This window comes from Streptomyces sp. NPDC048001, from assembly GCF_043203115.1.
In the GTDB taxonomy this organism is placed as follows: domain Bacteria; phylum Actinomycetota; class Actinomycetes; order Streptomycetales; family Streptomycetaceae; genus Streptomyces; species Streptomyces sanyensis.
The window spans coordinates 208,923-231,336 of record NZ_JBIDBN010000013.1 but is presented as its reverse complement, the minus strand read 5'-3'; the positions used below and the strand labels follow the sequence as shown (position 1 = coordinate 231,336).

The window sequence follows — 22,414 nt, the reverse complement described above, 5'->3', positions numbered from 1 at the left end:
TCGTCGGGACTGATCAGCGCGGCTCGCTAAGCAGAAGGCGTACGGCACGCATGGCGTCAGGGTACCGCAGCCGGTGAAGCGGGTGCATGCGCCGTCCTCCGGCCCCGCCGGGAGCGGAATGTGATCTTGTCGTTCGGGTTACTCCGCGTACCGGCCCGATCCAGGGCAACCCCCGGGTCAGTTGCCGCTCCTTCACCTCAGATAACGCCGAAACCCCCTACCACGCGGTATGGCCCGACCTAGAGTGCGTCAACGGGACCGCTTTCCCGCACCATTCGGAGTTGCCCCATGAACCCTCGTCTCACACGGCTTCCGCAGCCGGAACCCGGGCCGGGACTCAGCCGCCCGGTGCAAGGCGGCCTCTACGCCGCCGCGTTCCTCCTCGTGCCTCTCCTCGCGATCGTCGGCAGCGACAGCTTCCGCGCCGCGCTCGACTTCACCACCGGAGTCCTTTCCCTGGTGTCACTCTCCGCATCCGTCGCCTGGGGACTGCTCGCCACGGACCGGGTGTTGCTCGCCCCCCGCCAGCGCCTTCTGGCCCAGGGGATCCACCGGACGACGGCCATCGCCTCGCTCGGCTTCCTCCTCCTGCACGCCACGGTGAAGGTGTCGCTGGGCCACACCGAACTCATCGGCGCGCTGATCCCCTTCGGGCTCGGCGTGACCGGATCCTCCGCCCTGATCGGCCTGGGCTCGCTGGCGGGCTTCCTGATGGTGGTGGCCGGCACCACGGGCGCGCTGCGCAGTGCGCTGGCCGGCAACGTCAAGGTCGCCGGGCGCTGGCGGCCGCTGCACATGCTGGCCTACCCGGCCTGGTGCTTCGCCCTGATGCACGGCCTGTACGCCGGGCGGCCGGCGGCCGGCTGGGTGACCACGCTGTACTGCCTGGCGCTGGCGGGGGTGGCCGCCGCCGTGTCGGTGCGGCTGCTGCCCGTTCCGGTGCAGCGCCGTGTCGCCGCGCGGATCCTGGCACTGACCGGCGGCGGGGACGCGCGTCCCCCGGCCGCGGAGGAGCAGGCCCAGCGGGACCTCTCCGTCTCACCGCTGCCCGGCTCGGGCGGCATGAGCGGTGCCGCCGCGATGAACGGTTCGGGCTTCGCGCGCGTACCCGCTGGCATGGACCGCATGGACCGCATGGACCGGCCGGGCGGCACGACCTCGTCGCGCCCACCGGCGGAGGAGCCCTCTCCGCTCGGGCAGACGCGCGTAGATCCGCCCCGGCTGGCCGCCCCCTCGCCGCCGCTGTACGAGGCCCCGCCGCCGCCCGACGGGGAACCCGGCGCGGCGGCGGGCGGGCGGCGCGGGCCCGGCATGGCCGCCGCGTACCGCGCCGTCTCGCGCGCCGGTGACCAGCCGCCGCTCGCCGAACGTGTACCGATGACCGAGGAGATACCCGTGGTGGCGGAGACGGGGCCGCAGGCCGGCGCCTGGCCCACTCCGTCACCGCCTCCACCCGCCCAGGCGGTCCGGCCGGAGCCCGCGGCCTACTCCGGCTCGGGGAGCTCCCCGCTCTTCGACCAGACGCCGCCTCCCTTCGACACGGCCTCCCGGGAGGACCCGCGGGCCTTCGGCACGCCGGACCCGTACGGCGCGGCGCCGGAGCCCCCGGCCTCCTACGGCCGGGACGCCTACTCCTCCGCCGACCCCTACGGCACCGCATCCGGCTATGCGCCGCCCGCCGAGCCGTTCCCGGGCTCCGGCCCCTTCCCCGGCGGCTCGTACCCGGACGGCTCGTACCCGGACGGAGGGGCCGCGGCAGGCGGGTACGCAGCAGGCGGGTACCCGGGCGAGGCGGCTCCCGGCGGCGGGCCGCTCGGCCCCGAGGACACCGCGGCCATGCCCGGCCCCCTCTTCCCGCCGCCGGCCGGGGAACCCTGGAACGCACCTGCAGGAGAACGACCGTGAACACCCCCCTCCCTGACGTCCCCGAGGTCCGCGTGGTCGGCCTCCCGCAGCTGACGCAGGGTTTCGACCTGGTCGAGCGGCTCGACCTGCAGATGCATCTGAAGGTCCACGGCCCCCTGGAGCCGGTGAGCGGGGAGCGCCTCGCGCAACTCGCCGAGGAGATATCCCTGACCGGCCGCGGCGGAGCGGGGTTCCCGTTCGGCAAGAAGCTGCGGGCGGTCGCCAAGTCGGCCATCAGGCGCGGGGTCCGGCCCGTCGTCGTCGTCAACGGCAGTGAGGGCGAACCCGCCTGCCGCAAGGACACCGTCCTGCTCAACCGGGCACCGCACCTGATCCTCGACGGTGCGCTGCTGGCCGCGGAGGCGCTCGGGGCACGGACCCTGGTGGTCGCGGTGACCCGGAACTCGACGGAGATATCGATCCGGGCGGCCCTCGCGGAGCGCGGGCTGTCGGACCGGCGCGGCCAGCAGCTGAGGGCGCGCGTGGTCCGCACTCCCGAGCGGATGGTCTCCGGCGAGGCGTCCTCCGTGATCCGCGCGGTCAACGGGGGTCCCGCACTGCCGCCGGGGCGCCGGGTGCGCGCCGCCGAGTCCGGTGTGGGAGGGGCGCCGACGCTGCTGTCGAACGCCGAGACCTTCGCCCAACTCGCCGTCGCCGCGCGGATCGGCTCCCGCCGCTACGCCCACACCGGGCTGGAGTCGGAACCGGGCACGGTGATGCTCACCATCTCCGGAGCGGTCGCCCGGCCCATGGTGGTCGAGGTGCCGACGGGGGTGCCGCTCCGCTATGTGCTGCAGATGGCCGGGGCTCCCCCGCAGCCGCAGGGCGTGCTGACGGGCGGCTACCACGGCAACTGGATCGACGCGGCCGCCGTGCACGAATCGGTCGTCTCCAAGGCGTCCCTGGCGGCCGTGGGGGGCGCCCTGGGCGCGGGGGCGATCCTGCCCATCGGCCCCGAGACCTGCCCGCTCGGCGAGTCGCTGCGCGTGGCCAACTGGCTGGCGGCGGAGACCGCGGGACAGTGCGGGCCCTGCAAGCTGGGGCTCCCCGCGGCGGCCGGCGGTCTGGCGGACGTGATGAACGGCGGCGGCCCGGCCGCCCTGGAGGCGCTGCGCGAGGTGACCCAGGCCGTCAAGGGCCGGGGCGCGTGCAAGCACCCGGACGGGAGCGCCCGGTTCTTCGCCTCGACGCTCTCCGCCTTCACCGACGACCTGGCCGCGCACGTGCTGCACGGCGGCTGCGGCCGTCCCACGACCGGGGTGCTCCCCCTGCCGCTGCCCGGATACGAGGAGGCCGAGGAGTCGATCCCGAGCGGCGAGAAGATCTTCATCGACTGGACGCTGTGCCAGGGGCACGGGCTGTGCGCGGACATCGTCCCCGAACTGATCCGCCTGAACCCGGACGGCTTCCCCTCGGTGGCGGACGCCGTGGTGCCGATCCATGTGCAGGGGGCGGCTCAGCGCGCGGTGCGCCGCTGCCCCGCCCTGGCGATGCGGATCGAGAAGGTGGACTCCCCCGCCGCCCCCCGGCCCTCGCGGCCGGAGCTGCCGAGCAGCAGCCGCAAGGAGCTGGGGAGCGGCCGGAGTTGAGCCGGTCCCCGGCGGCCGGTCCGGCCGCCGGGGACCCCCCGGGCGTGCACTGCGGCGGTGCGCGGTGCCCGTCCGAGGCGCCGGACGGCCTACGGGACGGCATGCGCGAAGGCGGCCCATCCGTCCGGATGGGCCGCCTTCGCGTCCTGTGGAGCTAAGGAGAATTGAACTCCTGACCTCCTGCATGCCATGCAGGCGCTCTACCAACTGAGCTATAGCCCCTTGCTGTGTGTCTCCGCTGCGGTCTCCCTCGCGGCGACGTAGAGAACATTAACGCCCCCGTGCTCGCTTCTCCAAATCCGTTCTTCGAGCGCGGGGATCACCCCGCGGCGGGCCGGTTCCGGGCCTGCCCGCCGCCGCCCGTGCCCGCCGGGCGCCCGGGACGAGGCCGGGCCGACCTGCCGGGGAGGCGAGCCGCGAGCGTCGCCCGCGGGGCCTCGGACACCGGCATCGGGGCGGGCCGTCAGGCCGTGGCGAAGGAGTAGAAGCGCTTGAGGGTGCAGTGCTCCTCCAGCAGACGGCCGTAGATCGGCTCGCCCTCCAGCTCCCGGTACGTCTCGATCGGGTCGCCTTTTATGATCAGCGCCCGCGCGCACTCCTCGCACCAGTACTGGAACTCGGCGTTGACCGGATCCATGTCCCGGACGATGGGGGTGCCGCTGTCGCACCAGTCGCACTTCCGCCTGTGTGCACCCATCAGTCAGCTCCAGCTGCGGCCGCAGGCCGTACACACGGAGGACACGCCTCCGTTGTCCCCCAGGACCTGTGCGACATGGGACGAGCCGCAGGCCGGGCACCTGAGCCCATGTGGCACCTCCGCCACCGCACGCAGGTCATCGGCAGCCTTTCCGGCGTCCTCGCCGCTGGCGGACATCGTGCGCTCCCTCCGGTACCGCCGGCGTCCCCTCCCGGCCGTCCGATTCTGCCATGGCGGAGCGGGGAGGTCAGCGGCGTTCGTGAACGAGACCACCCGGTGACCGGAGCTTCGGCCGCACGTCGGGGACCGGAAGCGGAATCACCGGATGAACGAAAGATCCCGCCCCTGTGAAGGGACGGGATCTTCTGCCTGTGGAGCTAAGGAGAATTGAACTCCTGACCTCCTGCATGCCATGCAGGCGCTCTACCAACTGAGCTATAGCCCCGCGTGTTCCTCGCGCTCGGCGCTGCGAACAAGAAGAACTCTAGCCTGCGACCTGCCGGAAAGTGAAATCGAGTCGCCGGTGCCCCCGGGGCCCGGGGGCACCCGCCTCAGGTGTCGTCGCCGAGCACCGGCTCCGGCAGGGTGCCGGCGTTGTGCTCCAGAAGACGCCAGCCCCGGGCGCCCTCGCCGAGGACCGACCAGCAGCAGTTGGACAGTCCGCCCAGGCTCTCCCAGTGGTGCGGCTCCAGCCCGAGCAGCCTGCCGATGGTGGTGCGGATGGTGCCTCCGTGGCTGACCACGACGAGGGTCCCGTCGTCGGGGAGCTTGTCGGCATGGCGCAGGACCACCGGGGCGGCCCGGTCGGCCACCTCGGTCTCCAACTCCCCGCCGCCCCGGCGCACGGGCTCGCCGCGCTTCCAGGCGGCGTACTCCTCGCCGTGACGCGCCACGATCTCGTCGTGGGTGAGGCCCTGCCAGACACCTGCGTAGGTCTCGCGCAGCGCCGTGTGGTGGGTGACCTCGATACCGGTGACCGCGCCCAGCTCAGCGGCGGTCACGGCCGCACGCCTGAGGTCGGAGGCGACGATCGCGTCGGGGGCGAGGGCCGCGAGCAGGCGGGCCGCCCTCCGGGCCTGGGCGAGACCGGTCTCGGTCAGCTCGATGTCCGTGGAGCCCTGGAAACGGCGCTCGAGGTTCCAGGGGGTCTGGCCGTGCCGCCAGAGCACGATCCGGCGGCCGCGCCTCCTGCCGGCACGGGCGCCGGCGGCCCCGCCCGGGTCGGTCATGCGGTTCAGCTCAGCTCACCTTCCGCATCCTTGCCGGTGAGCTGGGCGTGCTCCTCGCCCTTGCCGCGCGTCCTGAGCGCGTCCTCGGGCAGCGGGAGTTCCGGGCAGTCCTTCCACAGGCGCTCCAGCGCGTAGAAGACGCGCTCCTCGCTGTGCTGGACGTGAACGACGATGTCGACGTAGTCGAGGAGGATCCAGCGGGCCTCGCGGTCGCCCTCGCGACGCACGGGCTTGGCCCCGAGCTGCTTGTTCAGCCGCTCCTCGATCTCGTCGACGATCGACCGGACCTGCCGGTCGTTGGGCGCGGAGGCGAGCACGAAGGCGTCGGTGATGGACAGCACGTCGCTGACGTCGTACGCGATGATGTCGTGCGCGAGCCGGTCGGCGGCCGCCTGGGCGGCGGCGGTGACAAGCTCGATGGATCGGTCGGTAGCGGTCACAGGGAGGCTTTCGTCGGCGGTCAGAATCCCTTCCAGGGTCTCATGCACCACCGGCGCGCCTCTCCTGCATTCCCGCCGCCCCGGCCGCTCAGCCCCCGTAGTCGGAGCCGAGGACCACGGACACGTCCGCGTTGGCGGCGGCCTCACCCTTCACCACGGCCGCTGCGGGGAGCCCCAGCGTCTTCGCGACCTCCTCGGCCCTCGCCTTCTGCGTGTCGTCGCCGTAGGTGACCCGGGACGCGTCCGCCGCGTCCGCGCTGCCGCCGTCGACGACGCTGTAGCCGCCGTTCACCAGGGCGATGCGGGCGGCCTCGGTGGAGGTGTCGTCGCCGGTGCCGTTCCTCAGGCCGACCCTGACCGCCGCGCCCTGCTCCGGTGCGGTGACCTTGCCGCCGAGCACGTCCTTGACGACTCCGGCCGCGGTCTTCTCGGTGAGCGTGCCGTCCTCCTGCACCGGCAGGACCGCCGTGGTGTAGTCGCCGCCCTTGGCGTGCTCGGCGAGCTTCGCCAGGGAGGTGCCGAGGTCCTGCTCGTCGAGCGAGGGATCGAGGATCTGGGCCAGCGTCTCGACGACGAGGGTCGCCGAGCCGGGGTCGGTCGGCATCTTCTTCAGCACGCCCTGCATCACCTGGCCGAAGCGCCGGAGCTGCTTCTCCTCGGCCTCGCCGGTGCCGAGGTGGGTGGCATAGGCCACGGCCGCCCGTCCGTCGAGCGTCTGGTTCTCGCCCTTCTGCACCAGGGGCGGGTCGCCCTTCCTGGCGCCGGGGACCTCGGTGTCGGTGGTGAGGTCGATCGTGCCGACCAGCTCGACCAGGTTCTCCAGGTACGGCGTGTCCAGGCGCCAGGTGCCGGAGATCCGTGCGCCGAGGAGGGTGCCGACGGCCTCGCGGGTCCCGGTGGACCCGTCGTCCTCGACGGACTTGGCGAGCGTGGTCGCCGTGCCGTCGTCGTTGGCGACGGAGAGGGTGTTGGGCAGCAGGACCGTCGTGCCGTGCCGGGCGGTGACGTTGTCGACGAGCAGCGCGGTCGAGGTGCGCTCGCTCTTGGTGCTGTGCAGGTGCACCACGATCACGTCGCGCTTCTGGGGCCCGGATCGGGCGGCCTCGGACGCCGTCTCCGCCGAGGTGCCCGGCAGCTTGCCCGCGTACCAGAGGTATCCGACGCCGCCGACGGCCGCCAGCGCGAGGACGACGGCGAAGGCGACGAGGCGGTTGCGGCCCCGGCGCTTGGCCTCCTCGCGGCGCTCGGAGCGGCTCTCGGTGAACTTGAGCCAGTCGATCACGTCCTCGGAGTCCTCGTCGGGCTCCTCGATGAAGGAGAACTGCTCGGTGCGGTACTCCCGGTCGTCCGCCTCGCCCCGTCCCTCCCCCGGGCCGCCGTCCGGGCCGTTCCGGCGCTGCTCGGGGACGGCGGGGGCGTCGGGGTGGTTCCCGTCCGCGGGGGCCGGGTACTGCTGCGGGATGCCCCACTGCCGGGTGGTGTCGACGGCTGCGGGCCGGCCCCCGGTCCCGTAGCCGGGGCCGCCCTGGTCGTAGCCGTGGGCCTGGGGGTACGCCTCGCCTCCGTCGGGGATCCGGCCCCCGCCCGGGGAGGCCGGCGGGTACGCGCCGCCGGAGCCCGTGGCGTAGGGGTCGCCGGCGGGGACCTCCGGGTCGTGGTACGTGCCCGGGACGTGGGGACCGGCGCCGGGGGCGTAGGGGTCCTGGTCGTAGCCCGGTCCGCCCGGGTAGGGGTCCTGCGGGGAGTACCCGGGGTAGGCCTGCTGCGCGTGCCCAGGGTAGGGGTCCTGGTGCTGTGCGTAAGGGTCGTACTGCGGGGGCTGCTGGTAGACCGGCCGACCGTACTCGTCGTAGCCGATGATCTGCGGCTGCTGCCCGTACGGGTCGTACGGCTGCTGCTGGTCGTTCACCGGTGCCCCTCTCCGTGACTCATGCGCCCCTGTAGAGGCGGCGCTTGTCGATGTAGCGCACCACGCCGTCGGGCACCAGGTACCAGACCGGGTCGCCCTGGGCGACCCGGTCGCGGCAGTCGGTCGACGAGATCGCCAGGGCGGGCACCTCCACGAGGGAGACGCCGCCCTCGGGCAGTCCGTCGTCCGTCAGATCATGGCCCGGCCGGGTCACTCCGATGAAGTGGGCGAGCGAGAACAGTTCCCCGGCGTCCCGCCAGCCGAGGATCTGGGAGAGCGCGTCGGCGCCGGTGATGAAGAAGAGGTCCGTGCCCTCGTTGAGCCGGTGGAGGTCCCGCAGGGTGTCGATGGTGTAGGTGGGTCCTGCACGGTCGATGTCGATGCGGCTGACCGAGAACTGCGGGTTGGACGCCGTGGCGATGACCGTCATCAGATAGCGGTCCTCGGCCGGGGAGACGGTCTTGTGGCTCTTCTGCCACGGCTGGCCGGTCGGTACGAACACCACCTCGTCGAGGTGGAACAGGGCGGCCACCTCGCTGGCGGCCACCAGGTGCCCGTGGTGGATCGGGTCGAAGGTCCCGCCCATCACCCCGAGTCGGCGCTTGCCGGGGCCGGACCCCGCGGCCTCGTTCTGCTGCTCCATGCGTGCAGAGCCTACTGGCACACGTGTCCGGCCCGGACTCAGCGGTCGCGGTTGAAGCGCGTGGTGATCCACAGCAGCAGCATCAGGGCGATGAAGGCGCCGATGCCGGTGACGTAGGGGCTGAGGCTCTGGTGGTTGCCGCCGTGCTCGGCGCCTTCGGCGAGGGTGACCAGGGTGGCGGCGCTCGTGAGGCTCATCTTCAGCAGGACCTATCCGATCGGGTTCGGGCTCGGAGACTTCGCGCACATCGTATGCGGGGCCCTCGGGCACGCTCACGCCGACTCGGTCGTTGAGGTTATCCACAGGCTCCGCCGCGCCATGGCGCCAGCGCCTACGCTGGGGACCTGTCAGGGGGACGAGCACGACTCGCGACAAACAGGGGGCACCCATGACCGAAGGCCATGAGCAGGCACCGAGCAGGCAGCGGCGCCGCTTCCCGGACATCTCCTCGCGGACGTACGAGCATCCGGCGGACCGTTCCGCGCTGGTGGCGCTCCGCAAGCTCAGCGGATTCGACACCGTCTTCAAGGCACTCAGCGGGCTGCTGCCGGAGCGCAGCCTGCGCCTGCTGTTCCTCTCGGACTCCGTACGGGTGAGCGACGCCCAGTTCGCCCATCTGCACACGATGCTGAGGGATGCCTGCTACATCCTGGACCTGGAGAAGGTCCCGCCGATGTACGTGACACAGGATCCCAAGCCCAACGCGATGTGCATCGGCCTGGACGAGCCGCTCATCGTGGTGACCACCGGACTGGTGGAACTCCTCGACGAGGAGGAGATGCGCGCCGTGGTGGGCCACGAGGTGGGCCACGCGCTCTCGGGCCACGCCGTGTACCGCACGGTGCTCCTCTTCCTCACCAACCTCGCGCTGAAGGTCGCCTGGATCCCGCTGGGCAACGTGGCGATCACGGCGATCGTCACGGCGCTGCGCGAGTGGTTCCGCAAGTCCGAGCTGTCCGCGGACCGGGCGGGTCTGCTGGTGGGGCAGGACCTCCACGCCTCGATGCGCGGGCTGATGAAGATAGCGGGCGGCAACCACCTCCACGAGATGAACGTGGACGCCTTCCTGGAGCAGGCCGAGGAGTACGAGGCGGGCGGGGACCTGCGCGACTCGGTGCTGAAGATCCTCAACGTCCTGCCGCGCTCCCACCCGTTCACCACGGTCCGGGCCGCGGAGCTCAAGCGCTGGGCCGAGAGCCGCGACTACCAGCGGATCATGGACGGCCACTACCCGCGGCGCGAGGAGGACAAGGACGCCTCGGTCGGGGACTCCTTCCGGGAGTCCGCCTCGCACTACGCGGATACCGTGCGCACCAGCCAGGACCCTCTGATGAAGCTCGTGGGCGACATCGCGGGAGGCGCGGGCGACCTGGGCGGCAGGCTGCGGGACAGGTTCACCGGCGGCGCGTCGGGGGCCGCGAACGGCTCCGGCGCGGCGGGCCCGGGCGAGAAGGGGGAGTAGCGGGCCCCGGCACGCGGCCACCCCGGGAGGGGCGAGGCGGGCAGGACGGGCCAGCCCAGGCACCTGGCACCCGGCACCCGGCACCCGGCAGGGTCCCGCGGGAGACCGCCGGGCTTCCGGGGCGCGCACCGGACGGCGGGGCCCGCCGGTCGCCACGGGGGCGTCGGGCGGCGGCCCCGTCAGGGAGCGGCAGGGTCGGGCAGCGCCTCGGCGGACAGCGTTCCGCACAGGGCGACCGCGGGCGGGCCCGGCGCATAGGGGTCGGTTCCGGCGGGCCCCTCCCGCCCGGCACGCTCCCCGGCCAGCAGCGGACGGAGCACGGCGGTGGCGTCGGCGGCGCAGTCCTGGGGGCCCGCCTGTGTGTCGCCGGCCAGCACCTCGACCCTGCGCTGGCGGAGGTCGTCACGGTCCAGCCGGAAGTGGAGCTCGCGGCGGACGGTGAACAGGGACGCCTGCGCCCCGGGGGCGGCAGCCCCCTCGGCGGGTTCCAGGGCGTAGGCGAAGGTGTGGTCCGAGGTCACCTCCAGGGCTCCGGAGGAGCCCTCGCTGACCTGGAGGGCGCCCCTGACGCGGACCTCGCGGTCCGCGAGGGCCACCTGCTCGGGGTCGAAGCGGACGATCCACCCCGTCATGGCGTGCCTGCCGTCGGCGGCGGGGTCGGCGACAGCCCGGTCGAACTGGGCGAGCTGGTCGGGATGGAGCAGTGCCCTGACGGCACGGACCTCGCCCCCCGTGAGCACATCCGGATCGAGCGAGGAGGCGACGAGGTAGTCCTTGACGGTGGCCAGGGCGGCGGTGACCTGGGCCTCGGTGAAGTGGGCGGTCCGACGGACGGCGGGCATGGCCAGACCCTCCGCACCCGGCCGGTAGTCGGCGGCCGGGCCGTTGTCGAGGACCTGGCGGGGTGTCCCGCCGGGCACCTGTCCGCGCGGCGCCAGGGAGGTGAGGGTCATGCGCATGGCCTCGGCGGGCCGGACGGGGGCGGGCTGCTGCGGCTGGCGCAGGCCGAGATAGACGGCACCGGCGAAGGCGACGGCCACGAGCACGACGACGAGGAGCACTTGGCCGGAGCCGCCGCGCCGGACGGCGGGAAGGCTGCGCACGGCCCGCGCATGGTCGCCCATACGCTCGACGGCCGAGTACTCCTGGACACGGGCAGCCTGGACGAACGATTCGTCGAACACGACGGACCGGTACTCGTCGTCACCGCCCGGAAGCCCCTCGGGGCCTTCCTCCGGCGGGTCCCCGCGGCGGGCCATACCTTCAGGGTAGGTCTGGCAGGGGCACGATAAACGCTTCGCCGGACGGCATATCGCGGCGCTGTCCCCCCGGAGGCCGGGGGCGGGGCCGGCCGCACCCGTCGCCGAAGGCCCGGTCCGGCCGCCGGGAACTGCGGGGCCGGGCGCCCCGGGCGGAACCGGCCCCGCCCGGGGCGCCCCCGGCCTCGGGACGGCGAACAGGTCAGGTCGCGTAGGGCCGTACGGGGGTGGGCGCGGGGGGAACGGCCGCGGGGCCGCGTCCGCCGACGGTGGCACCCGTCGGCGAGGCGTCCACACCCGTCCTCGTCGGCTGCGGTATGCGGTCGTCCCGGTTGCCCGCGGCGGCGCCGCGGTAGACCGCGGCGAAGGCGAGGACGACCATGCCGACGCCCATCAGCAGGGCGAGAAGCCAGGCGACCGGCCGGTGCCACCGGGCGGTCCCCCGGTAGGGGCGCAGGGCGCCTCCGTGGCGCCCGTAGGGGCCGTCGGGCTCGTCCTCGCCGTCCGCCTGGTGACCGTCGCCTCCGGCGGGTCGGCTCCCGGGGGCGTCGTCCCGGGGGTCGGGGTGCAGCCCGGAGCGGGCGGCCGCATCGGCCTCGGCACGGGCCTGGGCGGCGGCGAGCAGCCGCTCGACGGCCGAGGGCTCGTGGAACGCGGCGGCCCGGACGAAGTCCTCGTCGAACTCCACGGCGGCGAAGTCCTGGTCCGCGCCCCCGCGGTCGTCGTCGGGCTCCCAGCCGTCCGGGAACGGCTTGCCCCCCACGTCGTCCGGCACGCTCTCAGAGTAGACCCGGGGGGCGGCTTCCGGCAGCGGGAGCGCGAAGTCCCCCCACCCGGGTGATACCCGGGCGGGGGGCGAAGGTCAGCGGGCGGCCGCCCGGATCAGCGGGTGTGGCCGTCGCCGGTGACGATGTACTTCGTGGAGGTGAGTTCGGGCAGCCCCATCGGCCCGCGGGCGTGCAGCTTCTGCGTGGAGATGCCGATCTCGGCGCCGAAGCCGAACTGGCCGCCGTCGGTGAAGCGCGTGGAGGCGTTGACGGCGACGGTGGTGGAGTCCACCAGTCGGGTGAAGCGCCGTGCCGCGGCCTGGGAGGTGGTGACGATCGCCTCCGTGTGACCGGAGGACCAGAGCCTGATGTGGGCCACGGCGGCGTCCAGGGAGTCGACGACGGCGGCGGCGATGTCGTAGGAGAGGTACTCGGTCTCCCAGTCCTCGGCGACCGCCGGCACGACGGTGGCCTTCGTCGCCTCGGCGTAGGAGACGACGCGCTCGTCGCCGTGGACGGTCACCCCGGCCTCGGCGAGGGCGTCGAGTGCGCGGGGCAGGAAGGCGTCGGCGACGTCCCGGTGGACCAGGAGGGTCTCCGCGGCGTTGCAGACGCTCGGGCGCTGGGCCTTGGAGTTGACGAGGATGTCGACCGCCATGTCGATGTCGGTGTCGGCGTCGACGTACACATGGCAGTTGCCGGTACCGGTCTCGATCACCGGGACGGTGGAACCCTCGACGACCGTGCGGATCAGCGAGGCACCGCCGCGCGGGATAAGGACGTCCACCATGCCGCGGGCGCGCATCAGCTCCGTCACCGAATCCCGGCTCTCGCCGGGGACCAGCTGCACGGCGTCGGCCGGGAGACCGGACCCGCCGACGGCGTCCCGGATGACCGCGACCAGGGCCGTGTTGGAGGAGTAGGCCGAGGAGGAGCCGCGCAGCAGCACGGCGTTGCCGGACTTCAGGCAGAGCGCGGCGCCGTCCACGGTCACGTTGGGCCGGGCCTCGTAGATGATGCCGACGACCCCGAGCGGCACCCGGACCTGGCGGAGGTCGATGCCGTTGGGCAGGGTCGAGCCCCGGACCACCTCGCCGACCGGGTCCGGCAGTGCGGCCACCTGGCGCACGTCGGCGGCGATGGCCCGCACGCGCTCGGGAGTGAGGGTGAGCCGGTCGATGACCGACTCGCTCGTGCCCGCGGCGCGGGCCCGCTCGACGTCCACCGCGTTGGCCTCGATGATCTCGGCCGTGCGCACCTCCAGGGCCTCGGCGATCGCCTGGAGCGCCTCGTCCTTGGCCGAGCGCGGCAGTGGCGCGAGGTCGGCGGCGGCGGCGCGGGCCCGGTGGGCGGCCTGGGCGACCGGGGACAGGTTGTCGTGGGGCGTGACCGAGGAGAGCGACGTCATACCCCGCAGGGTAGTGCGCCGCCGGTGCGGCACCGGCCCATGTCCCGGAGTGCGAGACGATATCTGGACATACGCACCACCTGGACATACGCACCACAAGGGCGACCGTGTCGGGCGCCGCCACCGGCTCCTCCACCGGCTCCTCCGCCGTCGCGCCGCCCCGCGGAGCGGCCGGTGCCGCGTCCGGGGCGCCGGGCCGGATCAGAAGGGGTGGACCCCCACCGGTGAGGCCGGAGGCGGCCCGTACCCCTCGGCGACCCGCTGGTGGTAGGTCTGCCGGTCGACGACCTCCAGGCCGACGATCTCCCAGGGGGGAAGCTGTGCCGTGGAGCGGTGCTCCCCCCACAGGCGCAGCGCCACGGCAGCCGCGTCGTGCAGGTCGCGCGCCTCCTCCCAGTAGCGGATCTCCGCGTGGTCGTTGGCGTAGCGGCTGGTGAGGAGGAACGGGTGGTCCCGCGCCAGTTGCTCCAGTCCTCGCCGCACCTCCTTCAGCGGCTCTTCCGGCCCGGAGACGCTGAGTGTGATGTGCCAGAGCCTGGACAGCGGCTGCTCCCGGGCGCCGCCGTGCTCCGCCGCCGGAGCCCCCGCCCCACCGGTGGCATCCAGGACGCTGGTCAGCGTCCGCTCCTCGCCTGCCGCCCGCCGGGCGAGGGAGGGCTTCCCGTTGGCGCGGGGCGTGTCCCCAGGGCGCGCTCGTCTCACCGGCCGCCTCCTGTTGCTGGTCGTTGCGGACCCGTGGATCCCTCGGGTCCGCAACAAAGTTGACCAGCCCACGGCAGGCGGTGGGGCCGTTTTGGTAAAGGTCTCTGCGGGAGGGCGGCACTTTCCGCCCTTTCGGGGCGGGTCAGGGCTCCAGGACGACGAGATCGTCCCTGTGTACGACTTCCCGCTCGTAGGCCGGGCCGAGTTCGCGGGCCAGGTCCCGCGTGGAGCGCCCCAGCAGCTGGGGGAGCTCCTTGGCGTCGAAGTTGACCAGCCCCCGCGCCACCGGCCGGCCCGTGGCGTCCCGCAGCTCCACCGGGTCCCCCGCGGTGAACTCCCCGTCCACCGCGGCGATCCCGGCGGGCAGCAGCGACTTCCTGAGCTCGACCACGGCCCGGACGGCCCCGTCGTCGAGGGTGAGCGCCCCCCTCGGGGTGGACGCGTGCGCCAGCCAGAGCAGCCGGTCGGCCGAGCGGCGTCCCGTGGCGTGGAAGAACGTGCCCGTGTCCCGGCCGGCGAGGGCGTCGGCCGCCCTGCTGGACGAGGTCAGCACGACCGGCACGCCCGCGGCGGCGGCGATCCGGGCCGCCTCCACCTTGGTCACCATGCCGCCGGTCCCCACACCGGCCTTGCCCGCGCTGCCGATCTGCACATGGGCGATGTCCTTGGGGCCCCGGACCTCCTCGATACGGGAGGTGCCGGCGCGGGACGGGTCGCCGTCGTACAGGCCGTCGACGTCCGAGAGGAGCACCAGCAGGTCGGCGCGGACGAGATGGGCGACGAGGGCCGCGAGCCGGTCGTTGTCACCGAAGCGGATCTCGTCCGTGGCAACGGTGTCGTTCTCGTTGACGACGGGCAGTGCGCCCATCGCCAGGAGCTGGTCCATGGTCCGGTAGGCGTTGCGGTAGTGGGCGCGCCGACTGGTGTCGTCGCCGGTCAGGAGCACCTGCCCGACCCGGACGCCGTAGCGGGCGAAGGAGGCCGTGTAGCGGGCGACCAGCAGCCCCTGCCCGACGCTGGCCGCCGCCTGCTGGCGGGCGAGGTCCTTGGGGCGGCGGGCGAGGCCGAGGGGGGCGAGGCCGGCGGCGATGGCGCCGGAGGAGACCAGCACGATCTCCTTCTCACCTCCGCTGCGCACCTTCGCGAGGACGTCGACGAGCGCGTCCACCCGATCCGCGTCGAGCCCCCCGGCGGCCGTGGTCAAGGACGAGGAACCGACCTTGACGACGATCCTCCGGGCCTGCGTCACCTGCTGTCTTGCCACTGTCACACGCCGAATCTATGTCAGGGCGGTGCCCGGGCGCGCGGCCGGTCCGTCCGCTGGACAGGCATCCGGCGCCGCGGCCCGCCCGTCGCGCCGCCACGAGCGGGGGAACACACGTACTACATGGCGGAGTTGTCCTGTTTTCTGCTGCACCATCGGGTGGACGGCCACGAGGGCGGCGGCCGGGCCCGCAGCGTCCCGCCCCCCGGCCGTTTCCTTCCTTGACTCGGGCTTCCACAAGAGACGGGGCACATGGTGTCGGTCAAAGTGAGTGTCGTCATCCCGGTGTACAACCCGGGCAAGTACCTCGACCCCTGCATCGCCTCGCTGCTCGGGCAGACACTGCCCCCGGGGGAGTTCGAGGCGCTCTTCGTGGACGACGGCTCGACGGACGGGACATCCGCGCGGCTGGACGAACTGGCCGAACAGCACTCCCACGTACGGGTGGTCCACATCCCGAACTCCGGCTGGGCGGGCAAGCCCCGCAACGTCGGGGTGGAGGAGGCGGTGGGCGAGTACGTGCAGTTCCTCGACCAGGACGACCGGCTGGCCCCGGACGCCCTCCGCCGTCTGTACGCGATGGGCCACCGCAACGGCTCGGACATCGTCATGGGCAAGGTCGCCAGCGACTTCCGCGGTGTGCCGCACGGGGTCTTCCGCAGGGACCGCGAGCGCTGCACCCTGCGCAACGCGCCGCTGTTCGACAGCCTCACGCCGCACAAGATGTTCCGGACCGCCTTCCTGCGCGAGCACGGCATCGCCTACCCGGAGGGCAAGCGCCGGCTGGAGGACCAGCTGTACATGATGCGGGCGTACATCCCGGCCCGGGTGGTCTCGATCCTCGGCTCGTACACCTGCTACCACTACTCCCGGCGGGACGACGGGAAGAACGCCGGCTCGGCCCGGCTCGTGCCCGCCGGCTACTACGGGAACCTCCGCGAGGTGCTCGACGTGGTGGTCGACGGGATCGAGCCGGGCCCGCTGAGGGACCGGGTGCTGCGGCGCTTCTACCGGGTGGAGATGCTGGGCCGGCTGAGCGAGCCGGCGGTCCTCACCTACGGGGGCGACTACCTGCGGGAGATGGTCGAGGCGGTGCGTCCGCTGGCGCGGGACTTCATGACGGACGCCGTGCACGAGGGCCTGGGGCCGATGCTCCGGATGAGGTCGGAGCTGCTGCGGGCGGGGGACGCCGAGGGGCTGGTGGCCCTCGCCCGGTTCGCCTCCGCGGTCAAGGGGGCGGTCCGCCTGGAGGATCTGGAGTGGCGGCCGGACGGGCGGATCGCGATCGGCCTCACCGCCCGCCTCGCCTGCGGCCCCGGCCGGGAGGCCCTGCCCCTGGTGCGCCGCGGCGGGCGGGTCCTGCTCGACCCGTCCCTGGCCGCCGCGCCGGAGGCCGACGCGCCGGAGGCCGACGCACACGCCCTGCCGGCGCCGATCGACGTCACCGACGATCTGGGCGCCTTCACGGCCGAGCTGTCGCTGCGCGACCGGGAGACCGCAGTCGAGTGGTACTGCCGCGCGACCTTCACCGCGGAGGTCGTGGACGGCGGCACCGCCCCGGAGGGGGCGGACGGCCGCTGCGAGGTGGTGCTCCGGGGAACCGGCGAGCTCGCGACCGAGGGCGGACGCTCGGGCCGGGGCAGTCTGCCCCGCGGCTTCTGGGACGCCTGGGTGACCGTCCGAGGGCTCGGCCTCGTACGGAAGGCGCGGGTGGGCGCCGACCGGGCGGGGCACGTGGACGAGCGCTGCCTGCCCGCGCTGCTCTCCGACGGTCCGCGCTCGGTGATCCCCTACTTCACCGATCCGCACGGCAACCTGACCCTCGACGTGGCGCGCCGAGGCAAGCGGACCGTGCCCCAGCTGCGGGGCCGCAGGGTGCAGCGGATGCCGGGGGCCCCGGTGGAACTGCGGCTCGACCTGTTCACCGCCTCCACCACCGGCTCCGGCACGGGGTGCGGCTCCGGGCAGCCCGAGCTGGCCCTGGCCAAGCCCGCGGAGGGGGACGGGATGGCGGAGCCCGTCGCGGTGCACACCTTCCCCGGCACTCTGCGGCCCCGGCTCGGGCGGGCCCATCTGACGGTGCCGCGCCAGGCGGCGGGGGCACCCGAGGGCAGCTGGCTGCTGTGCGTGCGGCTGGACGGACCGGGTGGGCCGCTGCTGCCGCTGTGCGGGGCGGAGGTGGACCGCGCCGGCAGGCTCCGGACGGACGGCACGCTGGCCTCCCCCGAACCGGCCGTGCTCCGCCGTCTGGCGTCCGAGCAGCGCCGTTCGGCGGCGAGGCAGGTGCTCAAGGCGGTGGCGGGGCCGGTGGTGCGGCGACTGCCCCCGGCGGGCCGGCGCAAGGCCCGCCGGCTCGCCGCGCGGGTCCTCGGCTGAGGTGCGGTGGTGCCCGGCCCCGCGGGCCGGGGCGGGCACCACCGGGGGGGGACGGGGAGAGGGAGGGAGGGCACCCGGCCGCCCGCAGGCTCCCCGCACGGCCGGACGAGCACCGGCGGTGCGGCCCTGCGGGGCCCAGGGTGCGACGACAGCGGTCGGAACGACAGCGAGGACGTGATCGGATGCGGCAGCTCTCCATCGCCGGGGCCTGGGCCCATGAGCCGAGGGTGTTCCGTGACACCCGCGGGAGCTTCCACGAGTGGTTCAGGGCGCCGGACTTCAGCGGCGCCGCCGCCCACCCGCTGAGTCTGGCGCAGGCCAACTGCTCGGTCTCCCGCCGCGGCACGCTGCGGGGCGTGCACTTCGCGGATGTGCCGCCCGGGCAGGGGAAGTACGTGTCGTGCGTCCGCGGCGCCGTCCTCGACGTCGTCGTGGACGTCCGGGTCGGCTCTCCGACCTACGGCCGCTGGGAGGCCGTCCGCCTGGACGACGCCGACCACCGCTGTCTGTACCTGGCAGAGGGGCTGGGGCACGCCTTCATGGCGCTCACGGACGACGCCACGGTGGTGTACCTGTGCTCCGAGGGCTACGCACCGGAGCGGGAGCGCGGCATCGACCCGCTGGACCCGCGACTCGGCATCGCCTGGCCGGCGGACGTCGAGCCTCTGCTCTCGGAGAAGGACGCCGCGGCGCCGGCCCTGTCCGAGGCGGAGCGGCGGGGTCTGCTGCCCGACTACGACGCCTGCGTGGCCCACTACCGGCGGCTCGGCGGGGCATGAGTCCGCCCCGGGGCCGCAGGCCCCGGGGCGCTCCGCCGCACGGCGGCCGGCCTCCCCCGGCGCACCCGCCGTCCCGGCGCACCGGAGGTGCGGACGTGGGGAGCCGCCGGGCGGCGGTCAGCCGGCCAGCCGGTCCAGGCTCCTGCGCACCGGCGCGAAGGCCGCCCGCCCCCTGCGCAGGGTGCGGGCCCTGACCAGTCCGGGCCAGAGGTCCGCCCCGAGCAGCGCCTCCGGGGCCACCGCGTTCTTCCGGGTGAGCACCTCCTCGGGGACGTCCTGGGGGTCGGGCGCGACGTACTCCTCGACGATCCGGTCGTAGGCGTCCGCGAGCACGGTGCTCCCCGGGTCCGCCCCGAACACGGCGACCACGCCCGTCGGAGCGGTGTCGACCTCCAGCACGACGAGGTCGGGGCGGAACCGGCGCAGCACCTGGACGACCTTGTAGACGTCACCGGTCCAGTACGTCGTATGGCGGTCCCGGGCAGCCTCGTCGACGTTTCGGGGGAGCATGTCGTCCAGGACGATCACACTGGACCAGCGGGAATGCCGCTCGATATTCATGAAATCACGCAATGCGAACTCGAACAGGTGCATTCCGTCGATGAAGGACAGCTCCAGCCGGGGCTGCTCTCCGAGAACCGCCATGGGGTCCCTGCGGGCGAGCGCACGGAAGGGATTGCGCCCGGTGCGCAGGTGCTGCAGCGGATCCCGGCGGGCGAAGAAGTCGTCGCTGGTCGACCGGACCAGGTGGACGTCGCAGCTCAGGCTGGTGACGATCCGGAACGCCGGGTCCACCGCCACCGACGGGACACGCGAAAGCGCCAGGCTGCGCCCGTCGTTGACCCCGATCTCACCATAGGTCCGGGGCTTGAGGACGCGGTGCAGACGACGCAGGAATTCGTGGCGGTCCACTGGGTCTTCCCTTTCCTGGGAACCAATTGTGTTGATTCCTGGCGAAGTTAGCGCGGCCGATATGGGAACGTAAACTTCTACCGCCGGGTAGCATGCCTTTCGCGGCTCTTTCCGCGTTCTGCGGCCACCAGGCAGGGGAACGCCTCTGCGAGTGCCGCACGCCAGTCGCGAAGAGGTTCGACCCCCGCCCTGCGCAGCCCCTCGTGGCCCAGCACGCTGTAGCCGGGCCGCGGCGCGGGGCGCGCGAAGGCGGCGCTGGTCGTGGGGCGCACCCGGCCGGGATCGGCGCCGAGCAACCGGAAGACCTCGCGGGTCAGCCCGTACCAGGTGGTCTCGCCGGAACTGGTGCCGTGGTGCACCCCGGGCGGCACGGTCCCGGCGAGCGCACCCCGGCCGAGCCTCAGCAGCAGATCGGCGAGATCGCGGCTCCAGGTGGGCTGGCCGTGCTGGTCGTCGACGACGTCCACGGTCTCCCGCTCGCCCTCCAGCCGGATCATGGTGCGGACGAAGTTCGCGCCGCCCGCACCGTAGAGCCACGCGGTGCGCACCACATGGCCGGTGCGGGGCAGCAGTTCCAGGACCGCGCGCTCCCCGGCCCGCTTGCCGCGCGCATAGGCGCCGCGCGGTGCCGTCGGGGCGTCCTCCGCGTAGGGCCGGCTCGCGTCGCCGGCGAAGACGTAGTCGGTGGACAGGTGCAGCAGGACCGCACCGGTCTCCCCGGCGGCCTCGGCCAGGTGGCGGGGGCCGGTGGCGTTGACCCGGTGTGCGGCCTCCTCCTGGCCCTCGGCGCCGTCGACGTCGCTCCAGGCGGCGCAGTTGACGACGGCCTCGGGACGGTGGCGGCGCAGCGCCCGGCGCACCGCGTCCGGGTCGGTGATGTCCAGGGCGGCACGGTCCAGTCCGACCGCCCCGATCCCCTGGGCGGCGAGGCGCCCGAGCACGTCCTGGGCGAGCATGCCGCCCGCGCCGGTGACCAGCCAGGTGCTCACAGCGCCGCCCGCCCCTTCAGCGGCTCCCACCAGTCGCGGTGGTCGCGGTACCACCGCACGGTCTCGGCCAGTCCGGTCGCGAAGTCGGTGCGGGGGGCGTAGCCGAGTTCCTCGCGGATCTTGGTGCAGTCCACCGAGTAGCGCCGGTCGTGGCCCTTGCGGTCGGGGACGTGCTCCACGGCGGTGTCCCAGTCGGCGCCGCAGGCGTCGAGGAGGAGGGCGGTGAGCTCCCGGTTGGAGAGCTCGGTGCCGCCGCCGATGTGGTAGACCTCCCCGGCGCGGCCCCCGGTGCGGACCAGCTCGACTCCCCGGACGTGGTCGTCGACGTGGAGCCAGTCGCGCACATGGCGGCCGTCCCCGTACAGGGGCACCTTCCCTCCGTCCAGGAGGCGGGTGATGAACAGGGGGATCATCTTCTCCGGGAAGTGGTGGTGCCCGTAGTTGTTGGAGCAGCGGGTGACGCGGACGTCGAGGCCGTGGGTGCGGTGGTAGGACAGGGCCACCAGGTCGCCGGAGGCCTTGGCCGCGGAGTAGGGGGAGTTCGGGGCCAGCGGCTGCTCCTCGGTCCAGGAGCCCTCGTCGACGGAGCCGTAGACCTCGTCGGTGGAGATCTGCACGAACACCGAGACGCCCGCCCGGTGCGCCGCGTCGACCAGGGTGTGGGTGCCGAGGACGTTGGTGCGGACGAACTCGGCGCCGTCGCCGATGGAGCGGTCCACATGGGACTCGGCCGCGAAGTGGACGACCTCCTCGTGCTCGGCCATGAGCTTGGCCACGAGGTCCGCGTCGCAGATGTCGCCCCGGACGAAGGTGTAGCGCCGGTCGTCCGCGACCGGGGCGAGGTTGGCCGGGTTGCCCGCGTAGGTCAGCTTGTCCAGCACGGTGACGCGGACGTCGCCGGGGCCGCCGGGACCGAGGAGCGTCCGGACGTAGTGGGAGCCGATGAAGCCGGCTCCGCCGGTCACGAGGATCCTGGTGGTCATGAGGAGATCTGCACCTTGCTGTGGTCGCCGAGGACGAGTCGGTGGGACGAGGGGTTGCGCGGGGCGGGTGTGACCTCGACGTCCCGCCCGATGAGGGAGGCCTCGACCCGGCGGACCCCGGTGATCGAGGCGCCGCGGAGCACGATCGAGTACTCGATCTCGCTGTCCTCGATGCGGCAGCCGTCCGCGACGGACGTGAAGGGCCCGACGTAGGAGTCCCGCACGAGGCTGCCCGCACCGATGACGGCGGGGCCGACGATCCTGCTGCCGACGATCCGCGCTCCCCGCTCCACGCGGACCCGGCCGATGATCTCGCTGGTGCCGTCGACGCTCCCCTCCTCGGCGGGCTCCACGGTCTCCAGCACCGAGCGGTTGACCTCCAGCATGTCGGTGACGTTCCCGGTGTCCTTCCAGTACCCGGCGATGGTGGTGGAGCGGACGTCGCACCGCTGGTCGATGAGCCACTGGATGGCGTGGGTGATCTCCAGCTCGCCGCGGCAGGAGGGCCGGACGGCCCGGACCGCCGCGTGCACGGCGGGGGTGAAGAGGTAGACGCCGACGAGTGCCAGATCGCTCTTGGGCTTCTCGGGCTTCTCCTCCAGTCCGACCACGCGGCCGGAGCCGTCGAGTTCGGCCACGCCGAAGGCGGTGGGGTCGGCCACCCTGGTCAGCAGGATCTGGGCGTCGGGCCGCTCCCGCCGGAAGGCGTCGACCAGGCCGCTGATGCCCCCCACGATGAAGTTGTCGCCCAGGTACATCACGAAGTCCTCGTCCGCGAGGAAGTCCCGGGCGATGCGCACCGCGTGGGCGAGGCCGAGGGGGCGTTCCTGGGGGATGTAGGTGACCCGGACGCCGAAGCGCGAGCCGTCGCCCACGGCCTCCTCGATCTCCGCCGCGGTCTCCCCGACGATGACCCCGACCTCGGTGATGCCCGCCTCCGCGATCGCCTCCAGGCCGTAGAAGAGCACGGGTTTGTTGGCGACGGGCACCAGCTGCTTGGCGGAGGTGTGGGTGATGGGCCGCAGTCGTGTGCCGGCCCCTCCGGAGAGTACGAGTGCCTTCACTGCCCCTGCCCAAGCGTCGGAAGAGTGGTCGTCCGGC

General features: G+C 73.5%; 20 protein-coding genes and 2 tRNA genes. 5 read left to right on the top strand and 17 right to left on the bottom strand.

Features of this window, described 5'->3' with window-relative positions; genetic code table 11:
• Positions 1–288: 288 nt before the first annotated feature.
• Together ACGF15_RS24385 and ACGF15_RS24380 are read left to right on the top strand one after the other, a co-directional pair.
• The gene (locus ACGF15_RS24385; protein ID WP_345610594.1) at positions 289–1,905 is read left to right on the top strand and encodes a hypothetical protein; all 1,617 of its coding nucleotides are present in this window, start codon (positions 289–291) and stop codon (positions 1,903–1,905) included.
• Positions 1,902–3,494: an NADH-quinone oxidoreductase subunit NuoF family protein gene (locus ACGF15_RS24380; protein WP_256523086.1), complete on the top strand. Its 1,593-nt coding sequence runs from the start codon at positions 1,902–1,904 to the stop codon at positions 3,492–3,494. Before ACGF15_RS24385 ends, ACGF15_RS24380 begins: the two co-directional genes overlap by 4 nt.
• Before the next feature lie 149 nt (positions 3,495–3,643).
• On the opposite strand, the gene ACGF15_RS24375 is transcribed toward ACGF15_RS24380, so the two are convergent.
• The 8 genes from ACGF15_RS24375 to ACGF15_RS24340 all read right to left on the bottom strand — a co-directional run bounded on the left by ACGF15_RS24375 (position 3,644) and on the right by ACGF15_RS24340 (position 8,609).
• Positions 3,644–3,716, bottom strand: a tRNA-Ala gene (locus ACGF15_RS24375).
• Between the two features lie 241 nt (positions 3,717–3,957).
• Positions 3,958–4,191, bottom strand: coding sequence for a hypothetical protein (locus ACGF15_RS24370; RefSeq protein WP_345610603.1), 234 nt, complete (start codon positions 4,189–4,191; stop codon positions 3,958–3,960).
• Between the two features lie 372 nt (positions 4,192–4,563).
• Positions 4,564–4,636: transfer RNA gene (locus tag ACGF15_RS24365), tRNA-Ala, on the bottom strand.
• A 106-nt stretch (positions 4,637–4,742) separates the two neighbouring features.
• Entirely contained in the window at positions 4,743–5,420 is a 678-nt protein-coding gene (locus ACGF15_RS24360) for a histidine phosphatase family protein (RefSeq protein WP_345610605.1), read from the bottom strand.
• 5 nt (positions 5,421–5,425) lie between these two features.
• The gene (rsfS, locus tag ACGF15_RS24355; protein WP_256523089.1) at positions 5,426–5,860 is read right to left on the bottom strand and encodes a ribosome silencing factor; all 435 of its coding nucleotides are present in this window, start codon (positions 5,858–5,860) and stop codon (positions 5,426–5,428) included.
• A gap of 88 nt (positions 5,861–5,948) precedes the next feature.
• The gene (locus ACGF15_RS24350) at positions 5,949–7,769 is read right to left on the bottom strand and encodes a LytR C-terminal domain-containing protein (protein WP_392801915.1); all 1,821 of its coding nucleotides are present in this window, start codon (positions 7,767–7,769) and stop codon (positions 5,949–5,951) included.
• A 19-nt stretch (positions 7,770–7,788) separates the two neighbouring features.
• On the bottom strand, positions 7,789–8,412 hold the full coding sequence (gene nadD, locus ACGF15_RS24345; RefSeq protein ID WP_345610611.1) for a nicotinate-nucleotide adenylyltransferase: 624 nt from the start codon (positions 8,410–8,412) through the stop codon (positions 7,789–7,791).
• A gap of 38 nt (positions 8,413–8,450) precedes the next feature.
• Entirely contained in the window at positions 8,451–8,609 is a 159-nt protein-coding gene (locus ACGF15_RS24340; protein ID WP_345610614.1) for a hypothetical protein, read from the bottom strand.
• A gap of 191 nt (positions 8,610–8,800) precedes the next feature.
• On the opposite strand from ACGF15_RS24340, the gene ACGF15_RS24335 reads away from it, so the two are divergent.
• On the top strand, positions 8,801–9,874 hold the full coding sequence (locus ACGF15_RS24335) for a M48 family metallopeptidase (RefSeq protein ID WP_392801910.1): 1,074 nt from the start codon (positions 8,801–8,803) through the stop codon (positions 9,872–9,874).
• Positions 9,875–10,053: 179 nt separating this feature from the next.
• On the opposite strand, the gene ACGF15_RS24330 is transcribed toward ACGF15_RS24335, so the two are convergent.
• From ACGF15_RS24330 to proB, 5 genes are all read right to left on the bottom strand, one after another.
• A complete protein-coding gene (locus ACGF15_RS24330) occupies positions 10,054–11,133 on the bottom strand; it encodes a hypothetical protein (protein WP_392801907.1) in 1,080 nt (359 codons plus the stop codon).
• A 202-nt stretch (positions 11,134–11,335) separates the two neighbouring features.
• Positions 11,336–11,908 (bottom strand): hypothetical protein, encoded by a 573-nt coding sequence (locus ACGF15_RS24325; protein ID WP_392801904.1) that lies wholly within the window; start codon positions 11,906–11,908, stop codon positions 11,336–11,338.
• 107 nt (positions 11,909–12,015) lie between these two features.
• Positions 12,016–13,308: a glutamate-5-semialdehyde dehydrogenase gene (locus ACGF15_RS24320; protein WP_345610630.1), complete on the bottom strand. Its 1,293-nt coding sequence runs from the start codon at positions 13,306–13,308 to the stop codon at positions 12,016–12,018.
• A gap of 201 nt (positions 13,309–13,509) precedes the next feature.
• Positions 13,510–14,010 (bottom strand): hypothetical protein, encoded by a 501-nt coding sequence (locus ACGF15_RS24315; RefSeq protein WP_392801900.1) that lies wholly within the window; start codon positions 14,008–14,010, stop codon positions 13,510–13,512.
• Between the two features lie 142 nt (positions 14,011–14,152).
• Positions 14,153–15,280, bottom strand: coding sequence for a glutamate 5-kinase (gene proB, locus ACGF15_RS24310; RefSeq protein WP_345610637.1), 1,128 nt, complete (start codon positions 15,278–15,280; stop codon positions 14,153–14,155).
• Positions 15,281–15,541: 261 nt separating this feature from the next.
• On the opposite strand from proB, the gene ACGF15_RS24305 reads away from it, so the two are divergent.
• Together ACGF15_RS24305 and rfbC are read left to right on the top strand one after the other, a co-directional pair.
• Positions 15,542–17,650, top strand: coding sequence for a glycosyltransferase family 2 protein (locus ACGF15_RS24305; protein WP_392801897.1), 2,109 nt, complete (start codon positions 15,542–15,544; stop codon positions 17,648–17,650).
• 182 nt (positions 17,651–17,832) lie between these two features.
• Positions 17,833–18,429, top strand: a complete 597-nt coding sequence (rfbC, locus tag ACGF15_RS24300) for a dTDP-4-dehydrorhamnose 3,5-epimerase (protein ID WP_345610644.1) — start codon at positions 17,833–17,835, stop codon at positions 18,427–18,429.
• 117 nt (positions 18,430–18,546) lie between these two features.
• Here the strand turns inward: rfbC and ACGF15_RS24295 are convergent, their stop codons facing one another.
• The 4 genes from ACGF15_RS24295 to ACGF15_RS24280 all read right to left on the bottom strand — a co-directional run bounded on the left by ACGF15_RS24295 (position 18,547) and on the right by ACGF15_RS24280 (position 22,377).
• Positions 18,547–19,341: a class I SAM-dependent methyltransferase gene (locus tag ACGF15_RS24295; protein ID WP_345610646.1), complete on the bottom strand. Its 795-nt coding sequence runs from the start codon at positions 19,339–19,341 to the stop codon at positions 18,547–18,549.
• Between the two features lie 77 nt (positions 19,342–19,418).
• Entirely contained in the window at positions 19,419–20,330 is a 912-nt protein-coding gene (gene rfbD / locus ACGF15_RS24290; RefSeq protein ID WP_392801893.1) for a dTDP-4-dehydrorhamnose reductase, read from the bottom strand.
• Positions 20,327–21,313 (bottom strand): dTDP-glucose 4,6-dehydratase, encoded by a 987-nt coding sequence (gene rfbB, locus ACGF15_RS24285; RefSeq protein ID WP_345610648.1) that lies wholly within the window; start codon positions 21,311–21,313, stop codon positions 20,327–20,329. Before rfbB ends, rfbD begins: the two co-directional genes overlap by 4 nt.
• A complete protein-coding gene (locus ACGF15_RS24280) occupies positions 21,310–22,377 on the bottom strand; it encodes a glucose-1-phosphate thymidylyltransferase (RefSeq protein ID WP_392801889.1) in 1,068 nt (355 codons plus the stop codon). The genes rfbB and ACGF15_RS24280 overlap by 4 nt, the downstream gene beginning before the upstream one ends.
• Positions 22,378–22,414 lie beyond the last annotated feature (37 nt).

Bases quoted from the DNA above. Each gene is read 5' to 3' on its own strand.
- ACGF15_RS24385 (WP_345610594.1), top strand. From the start codon at position 289: ATGAACCCTCGTCTCACACGGCTTCCGCAGCCGGAACCCGGGCCGGGA.
- ACGF15_RS24330 (WP_392801907.1), bottom strand. From the start codon at position 11,133: ATGGCCCGCCGCGGGGACCCGCCGGAGGAAGGCCCCGAGGGGCTTCCG.
- nadD (WP_345610611.1), bottom strand. From the start codon at position 8,412: ATGGAGCAGCAGAACGAGGCCGCGGGGTCCGGCCCCGGCAAGCGCCGA.
- ACGF15_RS24335 (WP_392801910.1), top strand. From the start codon at position 8,801: ATGACCGAAGGCCATGAGCAGGCACCGAGCAGGCAGCGGCGCCGCTTC.
- ACGF15_RS24340 (WP_345610614.1), bottom strand. From the start codon at position 8,609: ATGAGCCTCACGAGCGCCGCCACCCTGGTCACCCTCGCCGAAGGCGCC.
- rfbC (WP_345610644.1), top strand. From the start codon at position 17,833: ATGCGGCAGCTCTCCATCGCCGGGGCCTGGGCCCATGAGCCGAGGGTG.
- ACGF15_RS24360 (WP_345610605.1), bottom strand. From the start codon at position 5,420: ATGACCGACCCGGGCGGGGCCGCCGGCGCCCGTGCCGGCAGGAGGCGC.
- ACGF15_RS24370 (WP_345610603.1), bottom strand. From the start codon at position 4,191: ATGGGTGCACACAGGCGGAAGTGCGACTGGTGCGACAGCGGCACCCCC.
- ACGF15_RS24320 (WP_345610630.1), bottom strand. From the start codon at position 13,308: ATGACGTCGCTCTCCTCGGTCACGCCCCACGACAACCTGTCCCCGGTC.
- rfbB (WP_345610648.1), bottom strand. From the start codon at position 21,313: ATGACCACCAGGATCCTCGTGACCGGCGGAGCCGGCTTCATCGGCTCC.